The following is a 24,258-nucleotide window of genomic DNA, read 5'->3' as shown; positions in this document are numbered from 1 at the left end:
CGAATTGATTTTAAAGGTGGAGGTAGCTTATGCACCCGGCATTATGGATCAGTAAAACCGGCCTGGATGCGGCCCAAACCGATGTATCGGTCATTTCCAACAACCTAGCAAACGCCAGTACCGTAGGCTTTAAAAAGGGCAGAGCGATTTTCGAGGATTTGTTGTACCAGAACATTAATCAGCCAGGTGGCCGCTCGTCTGCCGATACCGAGCTGCCTTCAGGCTTGATGCTTGGCGCCGGAACGAAAGTGGTTGCCGTTCAAAAAGCCTTCACTCAAGGCAATATGCTGACCACAGACAATGCGCTGGATGTCTCTATTCAGGGGCGCGGCTTTTTCGAGATCCTGCAGCCCGATGGCACCATTGCCTACACCCGAAACGGTCAGTTTACCTTAAATGACCAAGGTCAAATGGTCACACCGGGAGCGGGTTTCCAGCTACAGCCGGTAATTGCAGTGCCCGAGGACGCCCAGCAGATCACTATCTCTCAGGATGGCGAAGTCTCTGCCAGTGTGCGTGGACAGGCCGAACCTGTCGTCCTCGGACAGCTGAATATTGCTGACTTTATCAACCCCGCTGGCTTACAGCCTATTGGTCAGAACCTGTATGTGGAAACTGCCGTGAGTGGTGCGCCGATTCAGGGGATTCCTGGTCTGGAAGGCCTGGGTAGCTTGCAACAAGGTACATTGGAAACCTCTAACGTCAACGTCACCGAAGAATTGGTCAATCTGATCGAAAGCCAGCGACTGTATGAGATGAACTCCAAGGTAATCAGTTCAGTCGATCAGATGCTTGGTCAGGTGATTCAGCAGCTTTAATGGGTAACTAAAATGAAAGCTTTGCTCTTGCTTGGTGGGATATTGATGTTGGCAGGGTGTGCCAGTACTTCGGTGCATGCGCCTTCGCCCAACGATCCCTATTATGCCCCGGCGATGCCGGATATGCCGGAGCAAAAAATCAATGATGACGGCTCCATATTTCATGCAGATTTTGCCAACAGCCTGTATTCAGATGTGAAGGCCAGACGCGTTGGCGACATTATTACTGTGGTGTTGCAGGAAAATACAAATGCCACTAAGAGCGCAGGCACCAATACCTCCAAAACCAATGAAATAGATCTACAGCCTATTACGGGCTTAGGTGGCAATGCGGTGAATATTGGCAGCCAGTCCATTCAGTTGGGATTGGATTCTTCCAACGATTTCTCTGGTAGCGCCACGGCCAATCAGAGCAATAACCTTCGCGGTAACATTTCTGTGACGGTGATTCAGGTCATGCCGAACCAAAATCTGGTTGTGCGCGGTGAAAAATGGCTAACCATTAATAACGGCGATGAGTATATCCGCCTGACTGGCATTGTCAGGGCAGCCGATATCAGCCCCGATAACCAGGTGGCTTCAACCAAAATTGCCAATGCCAGAATTCAATACAGTGGTACCGGTACCTTTGCCAATGCTCAGGAGCAAGGCTGGCTGACTCGCTTCTTCTCATCACAATGGTGGCCCTTCTAGGAGGCATTATGCGTGTTATTTCCCTGTTTTTAATGTTGTTGATAGGGATGACTGCACCGTTACAAGCGGCGCAGCGCATCAAAGATCTTGTGTCTATCCAGGGTGTGCGAAGCAACCAACTGGTGGGATATGGTTTGGTGGTGGGGTTGCCAGGTACCGGGGAACAAAGCCCCTTTACCGAACAAAGCTTTCGCACCATGCTGTCTAACTTTGGCATTATGTTGCCCAGCACCTTAAAGCCAAAAATCAAAAACGTGGCAGCGGTTGCCGTGCATGCTGAGTTGCCGCCTTTCGTTAAACCTGGCCAAACGATAGATGTGACAGTGTCTTCCATTGGGGAGGCCGGTAGTTTGCGTGGCGGCACCTTGTTACAGACCTTCCTTAAAGGCTTGGACGGCAATGTGTATGCCGTGGCGCAAGGTAGCCTGGTGGTTAGTGGCTTTGGTGCAGAAGGCGCAGATGGCTCCAAAATCGTCTCCAATACACCCACTGTGGGCACCATTGCCAATGGTGCGATTGTTGAGAGAACGGTGCAAAGCGGTCTGATGCAGAACGATTTCCTGACCCTGAATCTGCACTATCCAGATTTCTCCACCGCCCGTAATCTGGCAGATGCCATCAATGCTCATTTGGGCGCTGATCCAGCCAAGGGCATTACCATTGCTACCCCTATTGACGCTGCATCAGTGAGAGTGTCTGCGCCCCGCGAAGTGGGTCAGCGAGTAAACTTCCTGGCGACATTAGAGAATTTCACCTTTGAGCCGGCAGATGCACCGGCCAAGATCATTATCAACAGCCGCACCGGCACTATTGTAGTAGGCAAAGATGTACGCTTGTTGCCTGCTGCCGTTACCCATGGCGGTTTGACCGTCACCATTACCGAAAACCAGCAGGTGTCACAACCGGGAGTATTGGCTGAAGGTGAGACGGTAGTAACGACGCAATCGGTGGTGGACGTGAATCTCGATGACAGCCGTATGTTTACCTTTAATCCCGGCGTGACATTGGATCAGTTAGTACGCGCGGTGAATGAAGTCGGTGCTGCACCTGGCGACTTAATGGCGATACTGGAGGCGCTTCGTCAGGCCGGTGCGCTGCAAGGTCAATTGGTTGTAATTTAAGATCATGGAAAACCTCGACTTAAAAGTTCAGGACCAGTTACATCAAGCGCGTAATGTGCATGATGTGCAAGGTCTCGACAGCTTGCGAAAAGCGGCCAAAGCTGGCGATAAAGAAGCTTTGCATGAGGCCGCCAAACAGTTCGAGGGAATTTTTGTGCGCATGATGCTTAAGTCCATGCGCGCCGCCTCCGATGTGCTCTCGGACAGCGATAGCCCGTTTAACTCAGAGCAGGTGAAATTCTACCGAGACATGCACGATCAGCAGATGGCCAGCGATCTGGCTGCCAATGGCAGTATTGGATTGGCCGACATCATTGTCCAGCAGCTAGGGCAGGATATAGAGAATTTTCGTCCGGCATCGGTTTTACGCAACGATGCAAATTTGTCATCTATCAATCGTAAAAGAGCTCAGCAAACGGCTTCTGCGCAAGATTTTGTGTTAGGGCCTAAAACAATGCCTGCCAACAAGCAGGCAGCTTTTGACAGTCCCGAGGAATTCGTCAGCCAATTACTGCCCCATGCCGAGAAAGTGGCTAAGGAACTTGGAATTGATGCCAGAGCTTTGGTGGCGCAGGCTGCGCTGGAGACGGGGTGGGGACAAAAGATGATCCATATGACTGACGGCAGTAACAGCCATAATCTTTTCGGCATCAAGGCCGATAAGCGATGGCAGGGGGACAAAGCCGTGGTTAACACCCTCGAATATGAAGACGGTATCGCCAGGACCGAAAAGGCACCGTTTCGTGCTTATCCCTCCTTTACAGAATCCATGCGTGACTATGTGTCTTTTGTAAAGGAAAACCCGAGGTATCAGCAGGCATTGGACAATGCTGGTGATAGTAGCGCCTACTTCGATGCGCTGCAAAAAGCGGGCTATGCGACCGACCCTCTCTATGCCAAGAAGGTCTTGAGTGTGCTGAACAGTGAAACATTTGCACGATTTATGCAGGGTAATCCGCAAGGCGATCAGGCTGAACTGTTCTCAGCTCCATCGGCTTCAGAATAACGGCTCCAAAAACAGCGGCGCCTGTCCAGGGTATATTGAGACAAATAAGCTATGGCTATTACCAGAACTGCAGATCTCTTCTCAATCGCGACCAGCGGGGTGCAAGCTCACAATCGGCTGCTGCAGACAACCAGCCATAATATAGCCAACGTTAACACTGAAGGTTATGTCCGTGAGCGCACCAATTTTGTTGATGAGTTAAGTGGAGGCGTAGGCAAGGGCTACACTGAGCGGGTGCTTAATGTTTTTGCACAGAATCAGTTTCGCCGTGATACCACCAAATTGGCCGAAGCGGAAACTTTCTACCAGCGTATCTTCCAGATGGACAATGTGCTGGCCAGCGAGTCTAACAGTATCTCAGGTAGCTTAAGCCGATACTTTGCCTCACTGCAAACGGCTATCGATGAACCCAGTAATGTGGCCGCAAGAAACTTGGTGATAGGTGAAGCCAACTCCATGTTGGAGCGTGTATCCAGCTTGTCACGCTACATGGATGTCACCGAAAAAGAGCTTAACACTGAGCTGGAGAGTGTCACACGGGAAGCCAATGATCTGATTAAGAGTATTGCCGATCTCAATACGCAAATCCGCGAGACCCGTTTTTCCAACGCTTTTGAAGAGCCTGGCGCGCTAAAGAACCAGCGCGATAAAGCGATCATGAAATTGGCAGAAATTGCCTCTATTGAAACACGCAATCTGGACGATGGCACGACCTTAGTGAATTTAACCTCTGGCCAATCCTTGGTGTTGGAAAGTGGTCGTTTCAACGTTTTTCAAGTCAATGGCGATCCGGATATTACCCGCAAAACCTTGAGCCTTGTCAGTGCTGGCAAACCCACCACTGTGAATGTGGCACAAACCACCTTGGGTGGGAAAATGGGAGCATTGTTTGCTTTTCGGGATCAAGTGCTCGCACCCAGTCAAAGGCAGTTAGGGCAAATGGCGCTGGCCTTTGCCGACTCAATGAATGAGCAGAATCGTCTTGGCATGGATTTGGATGGCCAGCTTGGCGCTGACATTTTTCAATTGCCCACTACCGCTGGATTGAACTATGCCGCCAACTCCTCGGCAACGCTGCGTATGAATGGCAGGGTCGAGGCTGGAAATGCCGAGCAACTTAGCACTTCAGACTACCGTGTTACTATTACCGCCGTTAACGCCGGTGTCCCCAATAGCGTGGATGTCACCGTTGATCTACTGAATCCAGATGGCACGCCATCGTTGGATGTCAACGGCGCACCAATTACACAAAACTTTGCCGGTTTAACGGCTGCCAGCGGCACTTTTGCACCGATACTCGATGGTTTAGAACTTGAGTTTCCCGATGGCGCGGGCTATGCCGTGGGAGACGCTTTCTTACTACAGCCTACCCGCCAGAGTGCAGGGCAAATAGCCACCGCCATTGTGCGTGGTGAAGATTTGGCTTTCGCTTCTCCCATCAAGGGCGAGGGCGCTATCACCAACCTCGGATCTGCCAGTGTTTTGTCCACTTCAGTCACTAACACGACCGTAGACAACGCTTTTGCGACCAACCAAGCCTCTGCTTTTAATGGTGCGGGTGGTATCCATGGTCCAGGTGCCTCACCGGTGCCGGGTTTGGGCGCTCCAACACAAATCGTTTTTACAGCTTCCAATGTGTTTGAAGTACGTGACAGCGCAGGCACGGTGATTACCACGGTGACCAATCCGCCCAACCTGAATAACCTGCTGGCACAAGGACAGGCTAGCGGTGCTGGTCCGGCCTGGCCTGCAGGTTTCTCGGCACTAACGGACTACCCTGGCTATGATATCAGCCTAAAAGGGGTGCCTAAGGCAGGTGACACTTTCACCATCAGCTATAACACTAATGGTGTGGATGACAACCGAAACGGCCTTGAACTGGCTGGATTACAGGATGCCAATACCATTCGTCGCGACGTCAGTACCGGCTTTAGTAACCAGAATGGCACCACTTTCCATGGGGCTTACGGAAACTTAGTGAGTTCCGTTGGAGAAAAATCGGCAACGGCCGATATAAATGTACAGGCCGCCACCGCCATGAAAACCCAGTCAGAAGATTGGTTTAACTCCATTTCTGGAGTGAGCTTGGATGAAGAAGCGGCAAACTTGGTCAGGTTCCAACAGGCCTATAGTGCCTCTGCAAGGATCTTGTCGGCGGCCCAAAATATATTCGATACTATATTGGGCGTGGTCAGATAACGGGTAATAGCCAGCGATGCGTATTTCAACTAATCAGCTTTATGATCGCAGTATCCAAAACATTTTGGACAACCAAGGTGATCTCTCCGATATCCAGCAACGTCTCGCATCGGGCAAGAAACTGTTGCGTCCTTCTGATGATCCGGTGGGGGCATCAAAGGTTATCCGACTGACGGAAGAGTTGGATCAAATTACACAGTTCCAGCGTAATAACGATGTGCTTAAGAGCAAGTTGGAACAGCAGGAAGCGGTGATGCGCAATATTAACGATGCTGTTACCCGCGCCAGGCAGTTGGCAATACAGGCCGGTAATGGCGTGATGTCTGCCAAAGATAAGGAAGGCATCAGTATTGAAATTGGGCAAATTCGCGACGAAGTCTTTGATCTGATGAATGCAAGAAATGCTTCCGGTGAATATATTTTTGCCGGTTTTCAGTCCAAGTCTCCTGCTTTTGTCTATGATCCCACGGCTTCAGGCAATAAATATTTCTTCCAGGGAGATGAAGGGGTTAATCAAATCCAATTATCTTCCTCAGTCAAGTTAAACGGAAATGACTCAGGTAAAACCGTGTTTGAGGATGTATTTGCCCGACTGAAGTCCAGCATCACGGGCGGCACTGCAGCGGCTTCCAGTTCATCAATAGAGGTTCAGCCGGTTTTTGATGCCTTTCATCGAAATAACTATGATGCGGTGACCCCGGCCAACAATAATTTCCGCATTACCATCAATGGTGCCGGTAATCAGGTGACAGTTACCAATGTGGGAACAGGTGCTAACTTGGGTACCTTCAACTTTGCATCAGGTGAACCTTTTACCTTCAACGGTATTGAATTCAAAATTACAGGTGGGCCCGGTGATACCGTAGACTTTCAACTGGACCCACCCCAAAAGAAGAATTTGGCGCAGACCCTGGATGATTTTTTTGTTGCACTGAGGGACAGTTCGCTAAGTAGCGAGGCTTTTCTTGATGCTTTGGATGATGTGTTGATTGGGATGGATAATGGAACCAATGCGTTAGGTGCCGCGACAGCCTCGGTTGGAGGACGTATCAGAGTGGCGGACTCTATCTACAACTCCAACATTGATTTGGAGATAGCCACCAAATCAACACGCTCGGATATTCAGGATGTGGATTATGCACAGGCAGTGTCAGACCTTACCCGACAGGAAACGGCTTTGCAGGCCGCACAATCTACCTTTTCCCGTGTTACCGGGTTGACGCTGTTTGATTTTATTCGCTAGCTCAGCGTTTCTACCTAAATCGTATTTGTCTTTACTAATAGAGTCTGACTCACAGACTCCTGACTTCTTTCAGCGCTGTTTTTTCTGCACATTTGTGCGCAGTTGGCCGTAACTCAAGCTATCGGCAAACCCTAAGAAAACTTTAGGAAAAATCATAAAATATTATGATTTGTTTTGTTTTTTTGTCTTTTTCATCAGATTTAAGCTCCAAGTCTCCAAATCTCTACTTTCTTCTCTGATTAAAAAATTATCAAAAAACATAATTATATGAAAATTATGATTTTTTTATACTTGCGGCGGCAAATAATTGCCGCTTTTTGTTGTCAAGCGGCAAAATCTTGCTAAAGGACGGTCAAGGCGCGTCGATAACTATAAGCGAGAACACCATGAACAGTGACTTTGTTCAGAAGTGATTGTTTTGAAAGTGTTTTTAAATATTGGGCGCGAGCCTGTCACCAGCGCTGGCTGGAATGTGTTTGTAGGAGTCTATTATGGCCTTGTTTGTCAATACTAACGTTTCATCCCTGAACGCGCAGCGTCAGTTGCTCAGTTCAGGTTCTCAGCTGGATACAGCATTTAAACGCTTGTCCTCCGGTTTACGGATCAACAGTGCAGCAGATGATGCTGCAGGTTTGCAGATCACCGATCGTCTGACCTCTCAGATCAACGGTTTAAACCAGGGTAACCGCAACGCCAACGACGGTATCTCTCTGGCACAGACTGCTGAAGGTGCACTGGATGAAGTTACTAACAGCTTGCAGCGTATCCGTACATTGGCTGCTCAGGCTGCTAACGGTTCTAACACCGACAAGGATCGTCAGGCAATCGCCCAGGAAATTGACCAACTGTGGACCGAAGTAGACCGAATCGCTAATGACACTACCTTTGGTGGTCAGAAGCTGCTTGATGGTAGCTATGGGGCCAGCTTCCAGGTGGGGGCAGACGCTAACCAGACCATCAGCTTCACGATGACCGCAATAAAAGGTTTCGACGGTAGTCAAAACTCCGTCACCAGCTTTAAGTTGAGTGATATTGCTGCGTCTGTTTCCAGTATCGTTGGTTCTTTGTCCACGTCCGGCCAAGCCAGCGCGGCGACAGTATTCGGTGCCAGAACCGCATTCTCGTTGACCTCACAGGCGAACGCTCAGTCTACACTGAACGCTGTTGATGCCATGATCGAAGTGTTTGACCGTAAGCGTGCGGAATTGGGGGCGGTGCAAAACCGTTTTGCCTCAACCATTCGTAACCAGTCAAACATCGCCGAGAACCTTTCTGCTGCTCAGTCCCGCATTAAAGATGCTGACTTCGCCGCCGAAACAGCTGCTCTGACTAAGGCGCAGATTCTGCAGCAGGCTAGCACCACTATTCTGGCGCAGGCCAACCAGCGTCCACAGGCCGCCCTGTCGCTGCTGGGATAATAATGTAAAAGGCGAAGGCGGTGGTTCAGACCGCCTTCGCTAATCCCCAGTGTTTGGGACACGAGCTACGAGCTTCACTGGAGAGTGATTGAGTCACCAGAGGCTCAGTGACCCAAAATATGCGCAAAACGCATGCTATATTTTAAGCAACAACCATTCCAACTTTAAGCCTTTTTTTCCGACATCTTCTCTTGGCAAACATTCTCACCACCCTTCATGCTCTGGCGAATTCCCAATAGCAAGAAGTAGGCTTTGTACAGTTTTTCAGTTAATACGTGGTTAGTCTGCTGCGCCCTGCTACATGCCAGTGAACCATTTCACTTGATTCGGGCACAAGCTTGCATACGGTCATTTTCTTCTTTATTTGCCTGTATAACTTCTCTCATTATTGATTTGTGTCTAATCAGCAGAGACCGTTTCCATGCTGGACAGTACTGTGGCTTAGCAGCGATTGCCTGAGTTGGCTTGTAACAGCATCTGTTCTTCACTGCCTGTGATGAGGTTTGAAACAGGCCTCTCCTTCCCGGTACAGAAGATTGCGAGGTTAGGTTGTTATGAGACCCTATGTGTTACGTCTCTATTTATGTTGTCAGTTTAAGAGCAAGTACGTTTGGTCTCTGCTTGAGTATCTGATGGATGCCCAGATTGAGAGTTGCTTATACTGGAAAGGGGCAAAACGGGACTTCAGTCTGTGTACTGTCTCCCAATCCAAGATTTACTCATTAGGCATTTTCAAAAAAGTGCTCAAGTTAAATTCAGATATGCCGATAATGCGGCTCTTCTAAGAAAATGGTCGCTTCAAGCCAATTTGCTGCTCTAGCCATGTCGATTTGATGTTAACGCAAAAAAAAGCAGGCGATTGGTGCTGCTTTTATGTATTAGTTATCTGCATCTTATCTGAATTTTAATTTGTGTAACTTATTGATATTTATATCTAAATTTGAAATTTAAAAAAATCCTTAAAGGTTTTTTTTCGTTTGGCGATACATAGGGTGTCAGGAGATACAAAAAAACAAAAAGCAGACCTGACAAGAGGCTGAAATAGAGCTTAATAGTGAAACTTAGGAGAACTTAGCCATGCCATTATATGTAAACACCAACGTATCTGCTTTAAACGCCCAACGTCAACTGGTGGGCTCAGGCCAAATGCTTGATACAGCCTTCAAGCGTCTGTCTTCAGGTTTGCGGATCAATAGCGCTGCCGACGATGCCGCCGGTTTGCAAATCAGCGACCGTTTGACTTCTCAGATAAATGGTCTGAATCAGGGCAACCGTAACGCCAATGACGGTATTTCTTTGGCGCAAACAGCCGAAGGTGCAATGGACGAAATCACTAACTCATTGCAGCGTATTCGTACCCTGGCCGCTCAGGCAGCTAACGGTTCAAACACCGATAAGGATCGCCAGGCGATTGCTCAGGAAATTGATCAACTGTGGACAGAAATCGACCGTATCGCCAACGACACTACCTTTGGCGGACAGAAACTGTTGGACGGCACTTATGCATCATCTTTCCAGGTGGGTGCCGATGCTAACCAAACTATCAGCTTCACCATGACATCGGTGAAAGGTTTTGATAACAGTGAATATTCCGTCACCAGCTTTAAGTTGAGCGATATTGCAGCCGCAGTATCAGGTATCGTAGGATCTTTGGCGACAACCGGACAAGCCAGTGCAGCAACGGTATTTGCAGCAAGAACGGCCTTCTCGTTAACATCACAGGCCAACGCGCAGTCAACAATGAACGCGGTAGACGCCCTGATTGAAGTATTTGACCGCAAGCGTGCGGAGTTGGGTGCGGTTCAGAACCGTTTTGCATCCACCATCCGTAACCAATCAAATATTTCAGAGAACCTGTCGGCTGCTCAATCACGTATTCGTGATGCCGACTTCGCGGCAGAGACCGCAGCGCTGACCAAAGCGCAGATTCTGCAGCAGGCCAGTACAACTATTCTGTCTCAGGCCAATCAGCGTCCACAGGCCGCGCTTTCTCTACTGCAAGGTTAATAACCGCCTCCTGAGCACTAGCTCATTAGCCCGCGCAAGCGGGCTTTTTTATGTCCAAGATAAACGGTATGCCGAAATTTTTGGCGATAGAAAACGTCCGTGCATCTGCATTAAGCACTTGGCGGTTCTTCGGTCCATTGCCCTGCCTCCAACGTTTCACTTTGCTCCAGGTAAATCTGAGCCTATTGCATAAAAGCCCTGTTCTTATTTAGTAAAGGGACATTCAGCTTTCGGCGATATTGCTTAGTCTCCATTATCGACCTCTGTCTGTCCCCTGGCGGCAATCTTTGCCGCTATTGCCTGAAGATTTTTCATAAGTAAAAATTGAATAAAATCAGCTTCTTACGTTTTTTGGCGAAAATATTTTAAATTCAGCCCTAAAGCTTCGGGAATCGGTGCCGTTAACAGATATGAGGCTAATCTAACCTGTGTTTGGGACACGAGCTCGATTGCTTCACCGGGGTGTTTCGGTTCAGGAAATAACCCGGAATCATCATACCGGCAGGGAATTGGTTCCCCCTGTCTTAAAGATGCTGGTCGGGTGGATTCCGAAACGGAGTACCCGAGTGAGTGAAAATTTTAGGAGGCTAACATGGCTTTATTTGTCAACACCAACGTGTCTTCGCTCAATGCTCAACGCCAACTGCTTAATTCAGGCAGCCAGTTGGATTCCGCATTTAAGCGTTTGTCGTCAGGCTTGCGTATCAACAGCGCTGCTGACGACGCGGCAGGCATGCAAATCACCAGTCGCTTGACTGGTCAAATCAACGGTCTAAACCAGGGGATCCGTAACGCCAACGATGGCATCTCTCTGGCACAGACTGCTGAAGGTGCCTTGGATGAGGTGACCAACTCTTTGCAACGGGTTCGTACTCTGGCGGCGCAAGCTGCTAACGGTTCCAACACCGATAAGGACCGTCAGGCCATTGCACTGGAAATCGACCAGTTGTGGACTGAAATCGACCGTATCGCAGGCGACACCAGCTTCGGTGGTCAGAAGTTGTTGGATGGTACTTATTCTGCCAGCTTCCAGGTAGGCGCAGATGCTAACCAAACCATCAGCTTTACCATGACTGCAGTAAAGGGCTTCGATGGCAGCCAAAACTCTGTTGCTAGCTTTAAGTTAAGTGAAATCGCTGCGTCTGTGTCCAGTATCGTCGGTTCTCTTTCGACTTCCGGTCAGGCTAGCGCTGCAACGGTGTTTGCTGCCAGAACCGCTTTCTCTCTGACATCTCAGGCTAACGCCCAATCAGCACTTAACGCTGTTGATGCCATGATTGAAGTGTTTGACCGTAAACGTGCGGAGTTAGGTGCAGTGCAAAACCGTTTTGCCTCTACCATCCGTAACCAGTCGAATATTTCAGAAAACCTGTCCGCTGCACAGTCACGTATTCGTGATGCCGACTTTGCAGCAGAAACCGCTGCCTTGACCAAGGCGCAAATTTTGCAACAGGCCAGTACCTCAATATTGGCTCAGGCAAATCAGCGTCCTCAGACAGCCTTGTCTCTGCTGGGTTAATGGCAAATAATAGGATAAGCCTGGGGCGCTAGTCGTCCCAGGTAATCCTGATTCGGAGAGCATTTATGGCAATTGAACAACTATCTGTCAAAGCACCATTGGTGTTCGGTGGTGTAGTTGAACGCTCTTCGACTGAGTCAACTGACAACCGCAATGTTGATAAGCTATCGACAGTGCCTGCAGTATCGGTAAAAACCGAGATACAGTCAGAAGAGCAAGATTCCACAGTTCTGAGTCGAATCCAGGAGCTTAAAGCCGAGCAACTGAAGGAATTGGATCAACGGACCGAGGAAGTAAACCAGGCACTGGTGATGTCCAACTTTACCTTGCAGTTTAAGGTGGATGCGGATCAGGGGCGTTCCATCATCAAAGTTTACGATACGGAGAAGAAAGAGCTAATTCGGCAAATTCCTGCTGAAGATTTTCTCAAAGTCGCCGATAAAATTAGGGAGTTGAATGAAGAACTCAATTCCTTGAAAGGTTTTTTATACGAAGCGCAAGCTTAGGTGGAGAGATAAATGGCAGGTATTACTTCGGCTGGTGTTGGATCGGGGCTCGATCTAGAGGCGATAATCTCTGCTTTGGTAAAAGCAGAAAATGCCCCTAAGCAGGCCCAATTTACTAAGCGTAGTTCCACCCTCAACATTACCTTGTCCGGTGTCGGCAAAGTAAAGTCTGCCATGGATGCCGTGAATTCGGCCATTAAGACATTGGATAGCTCTACCAAATTTGACTTGGTATCGGCAAAGGTTAAGGCTGCTGGTAGCGAGGCCGCAATTTCGGTCTCCACCACCAGCTCTGCAACAGCTGGCGCTTTTAATATCGAAGTGACGCAACTGTCTTCTGGCAGCCGTGCTCAGTCAGCTCAAAACGCCTTTACTTCAACGGCTCAGGAGGTAACGGCAAGTGGCGGTAACCTGACCCTGACTGCCGGAGCGAAGAGCTTTTCGGTCAATTTGGGTGCTAACGCCACGCTGGCTGATATTCGAGATGCCATTAACACCTCTTCAGATAACTTTGGTGTATCCGCTAACATTATTAATACAGGCTCAGGCGCGACTTTGGTTTATACCTCTAATGTCACTGGCGCTGGTAATGACTTGGTTGTCAGTAACGATACAGCCGAGCTAGATAGCGTCTCAACACAGGCCAACGGCGGTGGTGCAGGCGGTATCAGTATCGCAGTAGCTGATCAGGCCAAAGATGCGCAGATGCTGATAGATGGCATTTTGGTCAGTAGTTCTACAGATGTGTTTGTCGATGCCGTGCAGGACACTACTATTACTGCGAAGGCAGTATCAACAGCTGGCCAAACCGATAAGTTGACAATTGCCGCAGACAAAGATGCGGTGAAAGCCAATATTGAGAATTTCGTCACTAAGTTTAATGAAATGGTGGATGTGCTCAACACGGCATACGGTGCCGGGGGCAGTCTGGCATATGACTCTGCTACCCGTCTGATGCGTGAGCAAGTTACCGCGGGGATTAGTCGCCAAATTACCGGTGCCGGTCCTTTTACTTCTTTGTTTGACTTGGGAATTTCTCTCAGTAAAGAAGGGAAGCTTGAGTACAGCTCGACTTATGGCTCACTAGATGATGCCCTGAATGAAGACTTCGCCAATGTAGGAAATGTATTTGCTGGCGCTGATGGACTGGCAACATCGCTTGGTTCTCTGTTCGATACCTACCTGCAGACCGATGGTGTGCTTAAAGGTCGGGAGACAGCCCTGAGAGAAGATTTGAGTAAGTTGGAAGATGATAAATCTTCGCACGCTTATCGTATGGAACAGTTGGAAAAACGCTTGCGTGAGCAATACTCTGCATTGGATGTATTGGTGGCCCAATTTAGAAGTACAGGTAACTATCTAGCTCAGCAATTGGCCTCATTGCCCGGTTTTACCACTAATAAGTCTTAGTTTTGGAGTCAAAGATGAATCAACGGCAATTACAAGCGTACAAGAAAGACAGCATTCGTAGTGAATTGTCCGTCGCCGACCCTCATCGTGTTATTCAGATGCTGATGCAAGGAGCTCTGGATCGTCTCGCTCTTGCCAAAGGGGCAATGGAGCGTAAGGATTTGGAAGTCAAAGCCGCTACACTTTCTCGTGCTACGACTATTATCCAAGCATTGTCTTCTTCATTGAATATGGAGATTGGTGGAGAGTTATCCAACAATCTTCAGGCACTCTATACCTATATGACTGACAGATTGGCCGATGCCAGTATCAATAATGATGTTGACGCCGTCGAAGAAGTTGCCAAACTGTTAGCGGAAATCAAATCCGCTTGGGACCAAATCCCTGAGAGTGCCAAAGAAGAGGCATACAGTGCAAAAGCAGCCAGTTGACGCTATTGAATCCAGACTAACCCGCATCGAAGAACTGTTATCCAATATCGAAATAGCCGCAGGCTCAGGTGATCTGAAGCAGGCGGCAACCCACCAAGAACGATTTAAAAAAGCCCTGGAAGATTTCTTCCCTTGTCTTAACGAAGACAGTCTGACTCCTGCTCTATCAAAAAGACTCGGTGAAGTTCAAAACCGCTTTAATGACTTAATGATGTTGCTGGAAGGACAACAACAAGGCATAAAAGAGCTATTATCTCAGAGCGAACGCCAGAAGAAGGCCTCGAAGCAGTATAAGCGGTATTCCCATGACGACAAAAAAGACAAGTAATAAGCAAAATCTCGAAGCCTTGGAAAAGCGCGTCACAGAGATGGCTACCGCAGCCAAGGGACGTATCGATGCGGCTCGCCAGCTTGACCGCTTGATGCCTGAGCAGTTCCAAAAGAATCTCAAAGCATTTGAGAAGCATATGCCTGAGATTCACAAGCAGTTTAAGGACTACAAGTCGGATAAACTGAAAATGTTTGCTACGGCGTCTGGCGTCATCAATGTTGTTGAGTCCAGTACGGGTATTCCCTTATATGGTGAGGATCCTCTCAAAGAGTGCCATGAGCAGGTAGAGCAGTTTTTTAAGAAACCTTTTCGCTCCGAAATAACCTTCACCAGCAACGAAAAAAATCCAGAGAATTTTATTCATGTGGAATATATGAATAGAATTTATGGCCTTTATGAAGAGGCATCTGAAGTCCTTGAACCATTGGAAACATTGCCAAAAAGAGTCGGTACGTTATTCGTTTTTGGAAGTGGTTTGGGATATCATATAGAAGAGTTGATTGAAAAGCTCACAATAGAAAATCTATATATTATTGAACCAAATAATGACGTGTTTTACGCGAGCTTATACACAGCAGATTGGTTCAGAATTCTTGAAAAAGTTGATAAGGATAATACCCATATTGTTTTAAATATTGGGGTGGAATATAAAGATATAACGAATGACCTGTTTAATGATTTACATGAGAAAGGATCATATCATGCCTGTGCTTCTTATCTTTATCTTCATTATCAAACTGAAAATATCCGTAAGCTTATTAACCAGGTCAGTGAAGATTTCGCGGTCCTTGGTGCAGGATGGGGATTTTTCGACGATAGCGTCTTAAGCCTTGCACACACATACCACAGCCTAAAACGGGATATCCCGTTTATGAAAAATGGTACTGACTTATCCAAAGAATTTCCTGACACTCCCGTATTTTTGATCGCCAATGGTCCCTCTTTGGATACCTGTATTGAGCATATTAGAGCCCATCAGGACAATGCCATTGTCATTTCGATGGGGACAGCCATAACCTCTTTGGTTAAATATGGAATCGTCCCGGATTTTCATGTGGAGTTAGAGCGTACGAAATTGACTTTCGATGTTCTTAACAATTATGTAGATCATGAGATACTAAAAAAAGTAAATCTGCTAACGGTGAATCTTCTACATCCTGCTTGCCACGATCTCTTCGCCTGGAGCGGCTGTGGTCTGAAGATGGGCGAGCCATGCGTTTCTCTGATAAACGCCAATTTTGATCGCGACATTAAGTTTCGTTACTTTTATTATTGCAATCCTTTGGTAGCTAACACTGGCATGGTAATTTCCCAGTATTTAGGATTCGACGATATCTATCTTTTCGGTGTGGATAACGGCTACCGGGACAGAGGAAATCATCACTCAAAGGCAAGTGCGTATTATCAAAAATCTAAAAAAGGGGAAACATTACACGCTGGAGATACAGTATCGACTAATGAGTTTGAGGTGCCGGGTAATTTTGGTGGAAAGATAATAACCAACAGGACACTGGATACCTGTCGCTATTTCTTGGAGCAAGCTATCCAATCAGAGCCAGCCAGACATCGTTATAACTGTTCAGATGGCGCACTGTTGAGAGGGACATATCCGGTAAATCCTGACGATATCCTTTTAACAAGGCCTCTGAATAAGAAACCAATAATTGACTGGATAAAAAAGAGTGCCTTTGTTTCTTCAGGGATCACTGCTGAAGAATATATGAATGTTGTCAATATTCCTCTTTTTGAAGAAGTGTGCGATGTGTTGTTGGACCAGATAAAAGGCCCGTTTAAAAATAGGGATAAACTAACGGAAGCTTTATATCATCAATCGAATTATGTTAATTCCTTTTATAAAACAAAAAATAGACATATTTACTTCGTATTTAATGGCACGATCTCTTATGTGCATGCTGTTTTGCGACTTTTTATCTTTTCTTTTAAAGAAGAGAAGAAGATGCTTGAATATACTGATAAGGCCCTGGAGCTATGGCGGGGTTATATTGAGGACGCCAAGAAAAAGTATGCAAAAATGTTGGACTATGTGGAGTTCGAGTAAACCATGAAACAAAAAGAGTCTTTCATGGCAGGCGAAGCCGATGCCTGGTTTTTGCGTAACACTTCATCTGATACCACTTTTTCGCTGGACGACTTCGTAAAAAAGGATCCAGCTCTGGTTTATCTCCTTAATCAATCCGAGGAGCCTGGTAAGGTTTTGGAGATAGGGGCTGCAAACGGATATCGTCTTGCCGCCATAAAATCTGCCTTTGCCGATGCGACTTGTGTTGGTGTTGAGCCCTCCGCTCTGGCTGTGGAGCAGGGCAATAAGGCCTATCCGAATATCGATTTGCGCAGGGGAGTCGCCTCTGACTTGACATCCTTCTCTGCGGGTCAGTTTAATACGGTGATATTTGGCTTTTGCCTTTATCTCTGTGACAGAGAAGACTTGTTTAAAATTGCTGCCGAAGCCGATCGTGTTCTGGCTGATGGAGGACGGATCATTATTTGGGATTTTTATAGTACAGTGCCTTTTCAAAACCACTACACCCCAAAGCATGGCCTGCATTCCTATAAAATGGATTACGCAAAGATGTTCCTCTGGAACCCGGCATACTCACTGGAAATGCAGAAGACTATAAATTCTGACCCCGCATGGCATCCTGACCATAATTATGGTTTGAGTGTTTTACGTAAACGAACAAAAGGTGCATTTATTGAAAATCCCTACAGCAAATAAGCAAAGGGTCTTTCTTTTTCGGGTTAAGCCTTTAATGAAAAGAATGGTTTAAAAATTGCTTGCATAGAGGGTTATATTGGCTTTCGTGACACTCCCTATCACAACTGAATGAGGTTACTAATGAAACTGTCTGAGCTTAAGGATAAGTTTTCCCGGGGCGACAACGAGTACCTGCAACGCAGAAAGCAATTTGCCGAAGAGATTGGTGAGCCCAGGCTGTATGAGCGCATTGACCACTTCGCCTTATATGCAGGGGAGCAAACCCTTGGCAATAAACTTGCCGTGTACGAGATGCTCAAAGAGACGTTGTCGGTGCCTGGCCATATTGCTGAGTTTGGTACCTGGAAAGGGGCGAACCTTATGTTTATGGCTAAGACACTCCAGTTGCTTAGCCCAAACTCCACAAAAATGGTCCTCGGCTTTGACAACTTCTCAGGATTACCTTCAGGCGATAGGAAAGACGGAGAACATATTAAGTCACTGCAGGGCGCCTATTGTGGTGACGAAGCGCTTCTGAGAAAAGCAATCTCCATGTTTCAGTATGACGATTATGTTCACCTCATCGTCGGGGATGCAAATCAAACCATTCCCCAGTTTGCTAATGACAACCCAGAAGTATTGATTTCTTTGGCCTACATTGACTTTGATATCTACGAACCCGTTAAAACCGCTTTGACTTTTTTGGAAGACCGACTTGCTGTGGGAGGCATTATTGCCTTCGACGAGGCCATCAGTGCTATTTGGCCTGGCGAGACCGTGGCCATGCTCGAGTTTTTGCAGGCAAGTGGAAGCCGTTATCAGATGGTTGCCAATAGCATAAGCCGACAACCGGTGATGTACCTCAGAAAACTAGCCTAATACAGGGGAGAGAACATGAGTTGCCATGTTCAGCATTTGCAGTCTGCTACTCAGATACTGGATCTGAATGGGGTCAGGATCCTGACCGACCCCTGGCTAACGGAGGGGGAGTATCATGGTAGTTGGTTTCACTACCCCCCCTTCCCCGAGAGCAAGTTGGCTGATTTGGAATATGATTATATTTATGTCAGTCATATTCACCCAGACCACCTTAGCGAAAAAACATTCAAGCATCTCCCTCATAAAAAGCCCGTTATCATCCATAAGTTCAAATCCGTTTTTCTAAAGAGAAAAATCGAGAGTTTCGGTTTTGAAGTGATCGAGTGTGAGAATGCCGAGAAATTCTTTTTTGACTCGGACTCCTTCATTCAGATATTTGCCGCAGACAATTGCGACCCAGAGCTGTGTGGCAAGTTTTTTGGTTGTGCAGATCTGGAGATTGACTACTCAAAAACCAATATAGACACCCTTGCATTGTTTAGCAGTGGCGATAAAAGAATTCTGAATCTGAATGATTGCCCTTTTGAGCTTGCCAAAGCTGCCATCTTGGCAAACAAACTGGACGAGGAAATTGATCTGTTGCTTGTTGGTTATGCTGGCGCAGGTCCTTACCCTCAGTGTTTTACTTTCTCTTCGCTCGAAGAGAAGAAAAAGGCCATTGAGGGCAAGGAGAAGCAATTCATCTGTCAGGCTGTTAATTTTGTGAAACTGATCAGGCCAAAGCAATTTATGCCTTTTGCCGGCACCTATATTCTCGGCGGCAAGCTTCACACTCTGAATGTCTCTCGAGGCGTTCCCAATATTCAGCTGGCCCTGGCCAATATTGAAATCGAGGTTGGTACGCTAAGTCAGGGGGTTTTGCTTCAGCAGAGAGAAGTGTTGGACTTAAACAACAACAGCAAAGATGCTTCTCTGGTTCTGAGTCATCCATCGTTTGATGAGTTCATGAATAGAATATCAACACTGCCATATGACTATGAAAATAATCTGGATGTTGATGAAGACGTCTTAGATGAGAACATGGCATTGGCTTATGAAAGATTTCTCAAGATGGCAAACGGCATAGGCTTTACCACCCAAACCAGGGTTATGTTTAGTTTTGGGCAGGATGAAGAATACGTTTTTTCCATGACAGAGTCGCCGCAAAAGCTGCCAGTGAAAGATATCAAACCCTTGGAAAAAGAGCCCTTTGTGCGTATTGCTCTCGATGTGCGGCTACTGGATCTGCTTCTAAAAGGGCCGAGATATGCCCATTGGAATAATGCTGAGATTGGCTCTCATCTGCATTTCGAGAGGGTACCCGATGTTTTTGAAAGGGGTCTTTATCACTGTCTTTATTTTTTCCACCGATAGTTGATACCGGTTCCTGAAGAGGTTGAAAATTTCCCGAAGATCAGCTCGACTCTTTGGGAGGTTTCACCAGTGGCTCGCCCCGGCTGAAGTCGCGCCGGGCTTTCTGTCCCAGAATGTCTTTAAAATGTTTTGGATGTAAGCCATATCCGGGACGAATTCTGCGAATATTTTTCTCGGTAAACAGATCTCCCGCCTTGATATCCTCGACCACATAAATCGAGCGGCGAAATTTCAAATTCGCTTTTTCCGCTTCACGTTGCTCATAGCCGGCTTTGCCCAGTGCTTGCCAGGCGGCGAAGCAGTCTTCTGTAAGCCGCTTAAATTCTTCAGGCTCGAGAGAGAATGCCGCATCGGGGCCGCCATCGGCACGACGAAGGGTGAAGTGCTTTTCGATAACCCGCGCACCCAATGCAATAGCTGTGGTAGAAGCGATGGTGCCAAGAGTATGGTCGGATAGCCCCACCTGGCAGCCAAAATCCCTAGCCAGCATTGGAATAGTCATTAAGTTGGCTTGCTCGATTGGTGTCGGGTAGCCGCTGATACAGTGCAAAAGCACAATGTCCTTGGCGCCATTGTCTTTGGCACAAGTCAGGGCTTCTTTGATTTCCGCCTGATTTGCCATGCCGCTCGACATAATCATGGGCTTACCGGTTTTTGCCATGTATGCAATTAGCGGTAAATCCAGCAGCTCAAAAGAGGCCACTTTGTACGCCGGGGTATCCAGGCTTTCCAGGAAGTCCACCGCACTTTCATCGAATGGACTGGAAAAACATTCCAACTCTAACTCTCTGGCTCGTTCGAACAAGGCCTTATGCCAATCCCAGGGCGTATGTGCCCATTCATATAATTCGTAAAGGTTACGGCCATCCCACAGACCCCCTTGGATTTGAAAGTCCGGCAAGTCGCAATCAATGGTCATGGTATCGGCGGTATAGGTTTGTAATTTGATGGCAGAAGCGCCCGCCATCTTTGCCTGTTCAACCAGCTCCAGCGCCCTGCCCAGGTCACCATTGTGATTACCCGACATTTCGGCAATCACAAAAGGGGGATGGTCTGCGCCGATACAATGCTTACCAATACGAAAGGTCATTTATTTCTCCGGAGTCGAGACGTACCAGCCGTCCCCTTTGGCAATATAGCCATTTGATAAAAAAAGTCGAAGTGATGCCAGATTCTCTTTTTTGATAAAGGCATCGAAGCGAAATCCGGGTAAGGTTTGTCGAATCATCCTTAAACCATCGCTTGCCACTCCCTGTCCCTGATAGCCTGGTGCCGTCAGGATCGATATTTCGCCACCTTCATCGCCGGCTTGGCAATCCAAGCGCACCATTCCCAGCAGCAGTCCTTGCTGACAGATGAAGTACAGATACCGGTTGGGATCTGCAAGTACATTGCTATACCAGGCTTGATGCTCTGCAGCGGTTGGTGGCTGAGCATTTCTGGCAAATTGCCGTATCTCCGGTGCTTGTTGCCATTGCAGCAAGGTATCCCGATGAATTGGCTTATCCTGTGCCCTGACCAAGTAACGCCTGGGAGAGCTTTGAAGGGCCTGCTTCAGTACTTTTTGGACGCCTTTGCCATCCACTAACAGTCTGCCCGCATTTTGCATCGCTTCCCGGGCTGGTCTATCGCCCAGGATTGCTGTCAGGGAAGGGATTAGAGCGTCATCAGACTCGTCATTCAATGAAAACTCATCAATCGCCCCCGCTTCCTTAAGGGCTTGAACCCCCGGGCGTTGATTGTCCGCGATCACCGTTACCAGAGAAGGCAGTCCTGCAGCACATCGCTCAAGTGCTGCCACGCCACCTGCGCCAATAGCAACCTGATGGTGTCGCATCAGAGTCGCCATGTTCTCCACATCCACTTTCAGAGTGAATCTTTTGTCACTCGCGATTGCATCTCTGACTGAGGCTAATCCTGGGGCGGAGGAAGACAACACAATGGTAAATTCAATCTTCACCTCGCTGTTCATCAGCGTTTTAACGACTTTAAGCGTGGTATTGTCAGGATCGGTGGCGCTCATCTGGATCAGGCAATGAGAGACACTCTGCAGCTCTGGCGCTGGGACATCTGAAAAATCTGAACGCAACAACGCATACTCGGTGCCCAATAACAGCAAGGTAGGGGATTTTTCCAAGAAGTCCGCGTATTGATGTCGCTCGATACCGGCATTTTGATTTAGCAGAATATCGGCACAAATCCGTCTTTGTGGGACGTCGTCCAATACCATCAGCCGCTGAACTAAAGAAGACACTGATTTTTGCCAGTTCAACCCAAGCTGGTAGTGATCTACTATCAGCAAATCAATGGCTTGTTCAGGCGTAGCCTGCTGTTCGAAAATGTGCTGACAAATTCGGGAATCTTCAGCTTCCGATAGACCAGCCGCCAGGGGATGCACGACAAAACCTGCAGAGGCAATTTTGCCAATCAAATTACCGCTCAGATCCGCACAAATAAAGCTGACATTGACGCCGGCACTGCGCATAGCGTTCGCCAAACTCAAACAACGACTGACATGACCGCCGCCTATGGCGCTGCTGGAGTCTGTGCGGATCAATACCTGCATTAACGCACCTGGAATACCGGCTTTAAGGGCTCACCTCGAAGTGCCTGCTTAAGTGCCTGATCGCTATCCCAGGAGGCCAACAGTGGCAACACGGTATCGTAAGTATCCAGAAGTTGCTGAATATGCTCAGTCTTGTGGGAGAAGTTGATATTGTGGCTGCCCAGTATTAACACATCGCGGGCGATCATTTCCTGTAAAAATACCGATTTCAGCAACATGGCATCCACGCCGGGACGGTTAAACAAACAAAAACTCCAACTGGGATGACCACAGGTTTTTACCCAATCACCGACACCGTGTTTTTCAATCAGTTTATTCAAACCGTCGAGCAGCATGGTACCCATCTGCACAAAGTGTTCGGCGACATTTTCCCGTTTTAGTTTTTGGATACAGGCTTTGGCTGCTGCCAGCGAGAGGGTTTCACCGCCAAAAGTGCCGGAGAAGAAGATATCCTCCATCCTTCTCATAATATCTTCCCTGCCTACTACAGCGCTTAAAGGGAAGCCATTAGCCATGCCCTTGCCAAAGGTGGCCAGATCTGGCGTCACGCCAAACAATGCTTGGGCCCCGCCAAGGGAATAGCGAAAGCCGGTGATGGTTTCATCAAACACCAAGACGATACCGCGCTTGCGAGTTTCTTCGCGGATGGTCTCCAGAAAACCCGGAGCCGGGTAACTCAGGTTCATCGGCTCCATGATAATAGCGGCAAGCGTATCGCCTTGTTCGGCCATCAGCTTTTCAAAAGAGGCCAGATCGTTGTAGCCAAACTTATGGGTCAGGGCCTTGACTGCGCTGGGCACGCCGAGGTCTCGGGTGGTAGAGCCGATATACCAGTCGTGCCAGCCATGGTAACCGCACACACCAATGGCTTCTTTGCCGGTATGGGCGCGGGCCAGGCGAATGGCTGCTGATGTGGCATCTGAGCCGTTTTTACCAAAACGTACCATCTGTGCACAGGGGATAAGTTCGATCAGCAGCTCTGCCACCTCCGTTTCCAAACGGTGGGGTAAGCTGAAGATAGTGCCGTTGTTAAGTTGCTGGGCAACGGCAGCGTTAACGTCTTCGTCGGCATACCCAAGGCTTATGCACAGCAAGCTGCTGACAAAATCCATATAGCGGTTGTCATCAATATCCCACAAATAGGCGCCATGGGCGCGTTCTGCGAACAGTGGTGCAGCGCCGTTTGGCAAAGACAAAATGCTTTTGCTAAATGTCTGCGAGGCGATGGGAATACTCTTAAGCGCCCTTTGCAAAAACTGATTGGAATTATTGAACGATAAGCTCATGTTTATACCACCACATATGCTTGGTTAAGTTGTTGCCACTCTGGATGGGTTCTGAGTAAAGCAAGTACATTCTGAAAATCAAATGCGGGATTCTGCGGATAGAGTGCACTGAATATTTGCCTGACTAATTGCAAATCTTCCGGGTAATCCACTGTCCAGCGCAATTTTGAAAGATCTGAATCGTGACTCAGGTTGGCCAAATGGAACAGCTCTGCATGCTCGCGCATATATAAAGTGACATGCTCTCTGTATCGGTCAGAGTTGGCCTGTGAATGCGATCTTACCAATGCATCATAGGTCATCACTTCCACATCTAAACCGTCAGGAAAAGTAGGAGGGCACACATTGCTGCAGTAATCGCTGCCAACCTGCAGATGCTTTCGAATAACCCCGTCAATCACATTGGCGTCTGCCAGCGGACAGTCTGCGGTCAAACGCACCACATGTTCTGGATGATAGCCGCTGGCGGCCTGATAGAAGCGATCTAACACATCTTTGAGGCTGCCCCTGGCGCACGGGACATTGTGATCTTCGCAAAGCTTGGCTAAACCATCATCGCTGGGTTCTGTGCTGGTGGCAACAATCAGTTTGTCTATCAGATGGCTGCGCTCAATACGTTCAATCTGCCTTAAAATCATAGGCTTGCCTAATAGGTCCATCATGACTTTGCCGGGCAAACGGGAAGATGACATGCGTGCTTGTAAAATGGCGAGGATCATAGACTACTCACTTCAGACTATGCCGTTATATCGGCAG

General features: G+C 47.8%; 21 protein-coding genes. 17 read left to right on the top strand and 4 right to left on the bottom strand.

Annotation, left to right across the window (positions count from 1 at the left end; translation table 11 throughout):
• Nucleotides 1–29 precede the first annotated feature (29 nt).
• From flgG to P2G88_RS08595, 17 genes are all read left to right on the top strand, one after another.
• Nucleotides 30–818 (top strand): flagellar basal-body rod protein FlgG, encoded by a 789-nt coding sequence (gene flgG / locus P2G88_RS08675; RefSeq protein WP_275795466.1) that lies wholly within the window; start codon nt 30–32, stop codon nt 816–818.
• A 12-nt stretch (nt 819–830) separates the two neighbouring features.
• Nucleotides 831–1,511, top strand: coding sequence for a flagellar basal body L-ring protein FlgH (gene flgH / locus P2G88_RS08670; RefSeq protein ID WP_275795465.1), 681 nt, complete (start codon nt 831–833; stop codon nt 1,509–1,511).
• An 8-nt stretch (nt 1,512–1,519) separates the two neighbouring features.
• Complete coding sequence (locus tag P2G88_RS08665; protein ID WP_275795464.1) at nt 1,520–2,632, top strand: flagellar basal body P-ring protein FlgI; 1,113 nt, start codon at nt 1,520–1,522, stop codon at nt 2,630–2,632.
• A 4-nt stretch (nt 2,633–2,636) separates the two neighbouring features.
• Nucleotides 2,637–3,638, top strand: a complete 1,002-nt coding sequence (flgJ, locus tag P2G88_RS08660) for a flagellar assembly peptidoglycan hydrolase FlgJ (RefSeq protein WP_275795463.1) — start codon at nt 2,637–2,639, stop codon at nt 3,636–3,638.
• 51 nt (nt 3,639–3,689) lie between these two features.
• A complete protein-coding gene (gene flgK / locus P2G88_RS08655) occupies nt 3,690–5,837 on the top strand; it encodes a flagellar hook-associated protein FlgK (RefSeq protein ID WP_275795462.1) in 2,148 nt (715 codons plus the stop codon).
• Between the two features lie 16 nt (nt 5,838–5,853).
• The gene (gene flgL, locus P2G88_RS08650) at nt 5,854–7,080 is read left to right on the top strand and encodes a flagellar hook-associated protein FlgL (RefSeq protein WP_275795461.1); all 1,227 of its coding nucleotides are present in this window, start codon (nt 5,854–5,856) and stop codon (nt 7,078–7,080) included.
• A gap of 491 nt (nt 7,081–7,571) precedes the next feature.
• Entirely contained in the window at nt 7,572–8,498 is a 927-nt protein-coding gene (locus P2G88_RS08645) for a flagellin (protein WP_275795460.1), read from the top strand.
• Nucleotides 8,499–9,575: 1,077 nt separating this feature from the next.
• On the top strand, nt 9,576–10,505 hold the full coding sequence (locus P2G88_RS08640) for a flagellin (protein ID WP_275795459.1): 930 nt from the start codon (nt 9,576–9,578) through the stop codon (nt 10,503–10,505).
• Nucleotides 10,506–11,097: 592 nt separating this feature from the next.
• Nucleotides 11,098–12,024, top strand: a complete 927-nt coding sequence (locus P2G88_RS08635) for a flagellin (RefSeq protein ID WP_275795458.1) — start codon at nt 11,098–11,100, stop codon at nt 12,022–12,024.
• A 65-nt stretch (nt 12,025–12,089) separates the two neighbouring features.
• Nucleotides 12,090–12,530, top strand: a complete 441-nt coding sequence (locus tag P2G88_RS08630; protein ID WP_275795457.1) for a flagellar protein FlaG — start codon at nt 12,090–12,092, stop codon at nt 12,528–12,530.
• A gap of 12 nt (nt 12,531–12,542) precedes the next feature.
• Complete coding sequence (gene fliD, locus P2G88_RS08625; protein WP_275795456.1) at nt 12,543–13,940, top strand: flagellar filament capping protein FliD; 1,398 nt, start codon at nt 12,543–12,545, stop codon at nt 13,938–13,940.
• Between the two features lie 14 nt (nt 13,941–13,954).
• A complete protein-coding gene (gene fliS, locus P2G88_RS08620; protein ID WP_275795455.1) occupies nt 13,955–14,371 on the top strand; it encodes a flagellar export chaperone FliS in 417 nt (138 codons plus the stop codon).
• The gene (locus P2G88_RS08615; RefSeq protein WP_275795454.1) at nt 14,352–14,699 is read left to right on the top strand and encodes a hypothetical protein; all 348 of its coding nucleotides are present in this window, start codon (nt 14,352–14,354) and stop codon (nt 14,697–14,699) included. Before fliS ends, P2G88_RS08615 begins: the two co-directional genes overlap by 20 nt.
• Nucleotides 14,677–16,761 (top strand): 6-hydroxymethylpterin diphosphokinase MptE-like protein, encoded by a 2,085-nt coding sequence (locus tag P2G88_RS08610; protein ID WP_275795453.1) that lies wholly within the window; start codon nt 14,677–14,679, stop codon nt 16,759–16,761. Before P2G88_RS08615 ends, P2G88_RS08610 begins: the two co-directional genes overlap by 23 nt.
• 3 nt (nt 16,762–16,764) lie before the next feature.
• A complete protein-coding gene (locus P2G88_RS08605) occupies nt 16,765–17,439 on the top strand; it encodes a class I SAM-dependent methyltransferase (RefSeq protein ID WP_275795452.1) in 675 nt (224 codons plus the stop codon).
• A 120-nt stretch (nt 17,440–17,559) separates the two neighbouring features.
• Nucleotides 17,560–18,297 carry a class I SAM-dependent methyltransferase gene (locus P2G88_RS08600; RefSeq protein WP_275795451.1) on the top strand — a complete coding sequence of 246 codons (738 nt, stop codon included), beginning with the start codon at nt 17,560–17,562 and terminating at the stop codon, nt 18,295–18,297.
• Between the two features lie 15 nt (nt 18,298–18,312).
• A complete protein-coding gene (locus P2G88_RS08595) occupies nt 18,313–19,650 on the top strand; it encodes an MBL fold metallo-hydrolase (protein WP_275795450.1) in 1,338 nt (445 codons plus the stop codon).
• A 40-nt stretch (nt 19,651–19,690) separates the two neighbouring features.
• Here P2G88_RS08595 and pseI read toward each other — a convergent pair whose 3' ends face one another.
• From pseI to P2G88_RS08575, 4 genes are read right to left on the bottom strand one after another with little or no spacing between them, the layout of a single operon-like run.
• The gene (gene pseI / locus P2G88_RS08590) at nt 19,691–20,740 is read right to left on the bottom strand and encodes a pseudaminic acid synthase (protein WP_275795449.1); all 1,050 of its coding nucleotides are present in this window, start codon (nt 20,738–20,740) and stop codon (nt 19,691–19,693) included.
• Nucleotides 20,741–22,216 (bottom strand): UDP-2,4-diacetamido-2,4,6-trideoxy-beta-L-altropyranose hydrolase, encoded by a 1,476-nt coding sequence (gene pseG, locus P2G88_RS08585; RefSeq protein ID WP_275795448.1) that lies wholly within the window; start codon nt 22,214–22,216, stop codon nt 20,741–20,743.
• Nucleotides 22,216–23,502 (bottom strand): aminotransferase class III-fold pyridoxal phosphate-dependent enzyme, encoded by a 1,287-nt coding sequence (locus P2G88_RS08580; RefSeq protein ID WP_275795447.1) that lies wholly within the window; start codon nt 23,500–23,502, stop codon nt 22,216–22,218. Before P2G88_RS08580 ends, pseG begins: the two co-directional genes overlap by 1 nt.
• A gap of 2 nt (nt 23,503–23,504) precedes the next feature.
• Nucleotides 23,505–24,221 carry a glycosyltransferase family protein gene (locus tag P2G88_RS08575; RefSeq protein ID WP_275795446.1) on the bottom strand — a complete coding sequence of 239 codons (717 nt, stop codon included), beginning with the start codon at nt 24,219–24,221 and terminating at the stop codon, nt 23,505–23,507.
• Nucleotides 24,222–24,258: the final 37 nt, after the last annotated feature.

The sequence above is a fragment of the Aliiglaciecola sp. CAU 1673 genome (assembly GCF_029223185.1).
Classification (GTDB): Bacteria; Pseudomonadota; Gammaproteobacteria; order Enterobacterales; family Alteromonadaceae; genus Bowmanella.
Note: the sequence above shows the minus strand (reverse complement) of the source record. Positions and strands in the feature narration are given on the sequence as shown.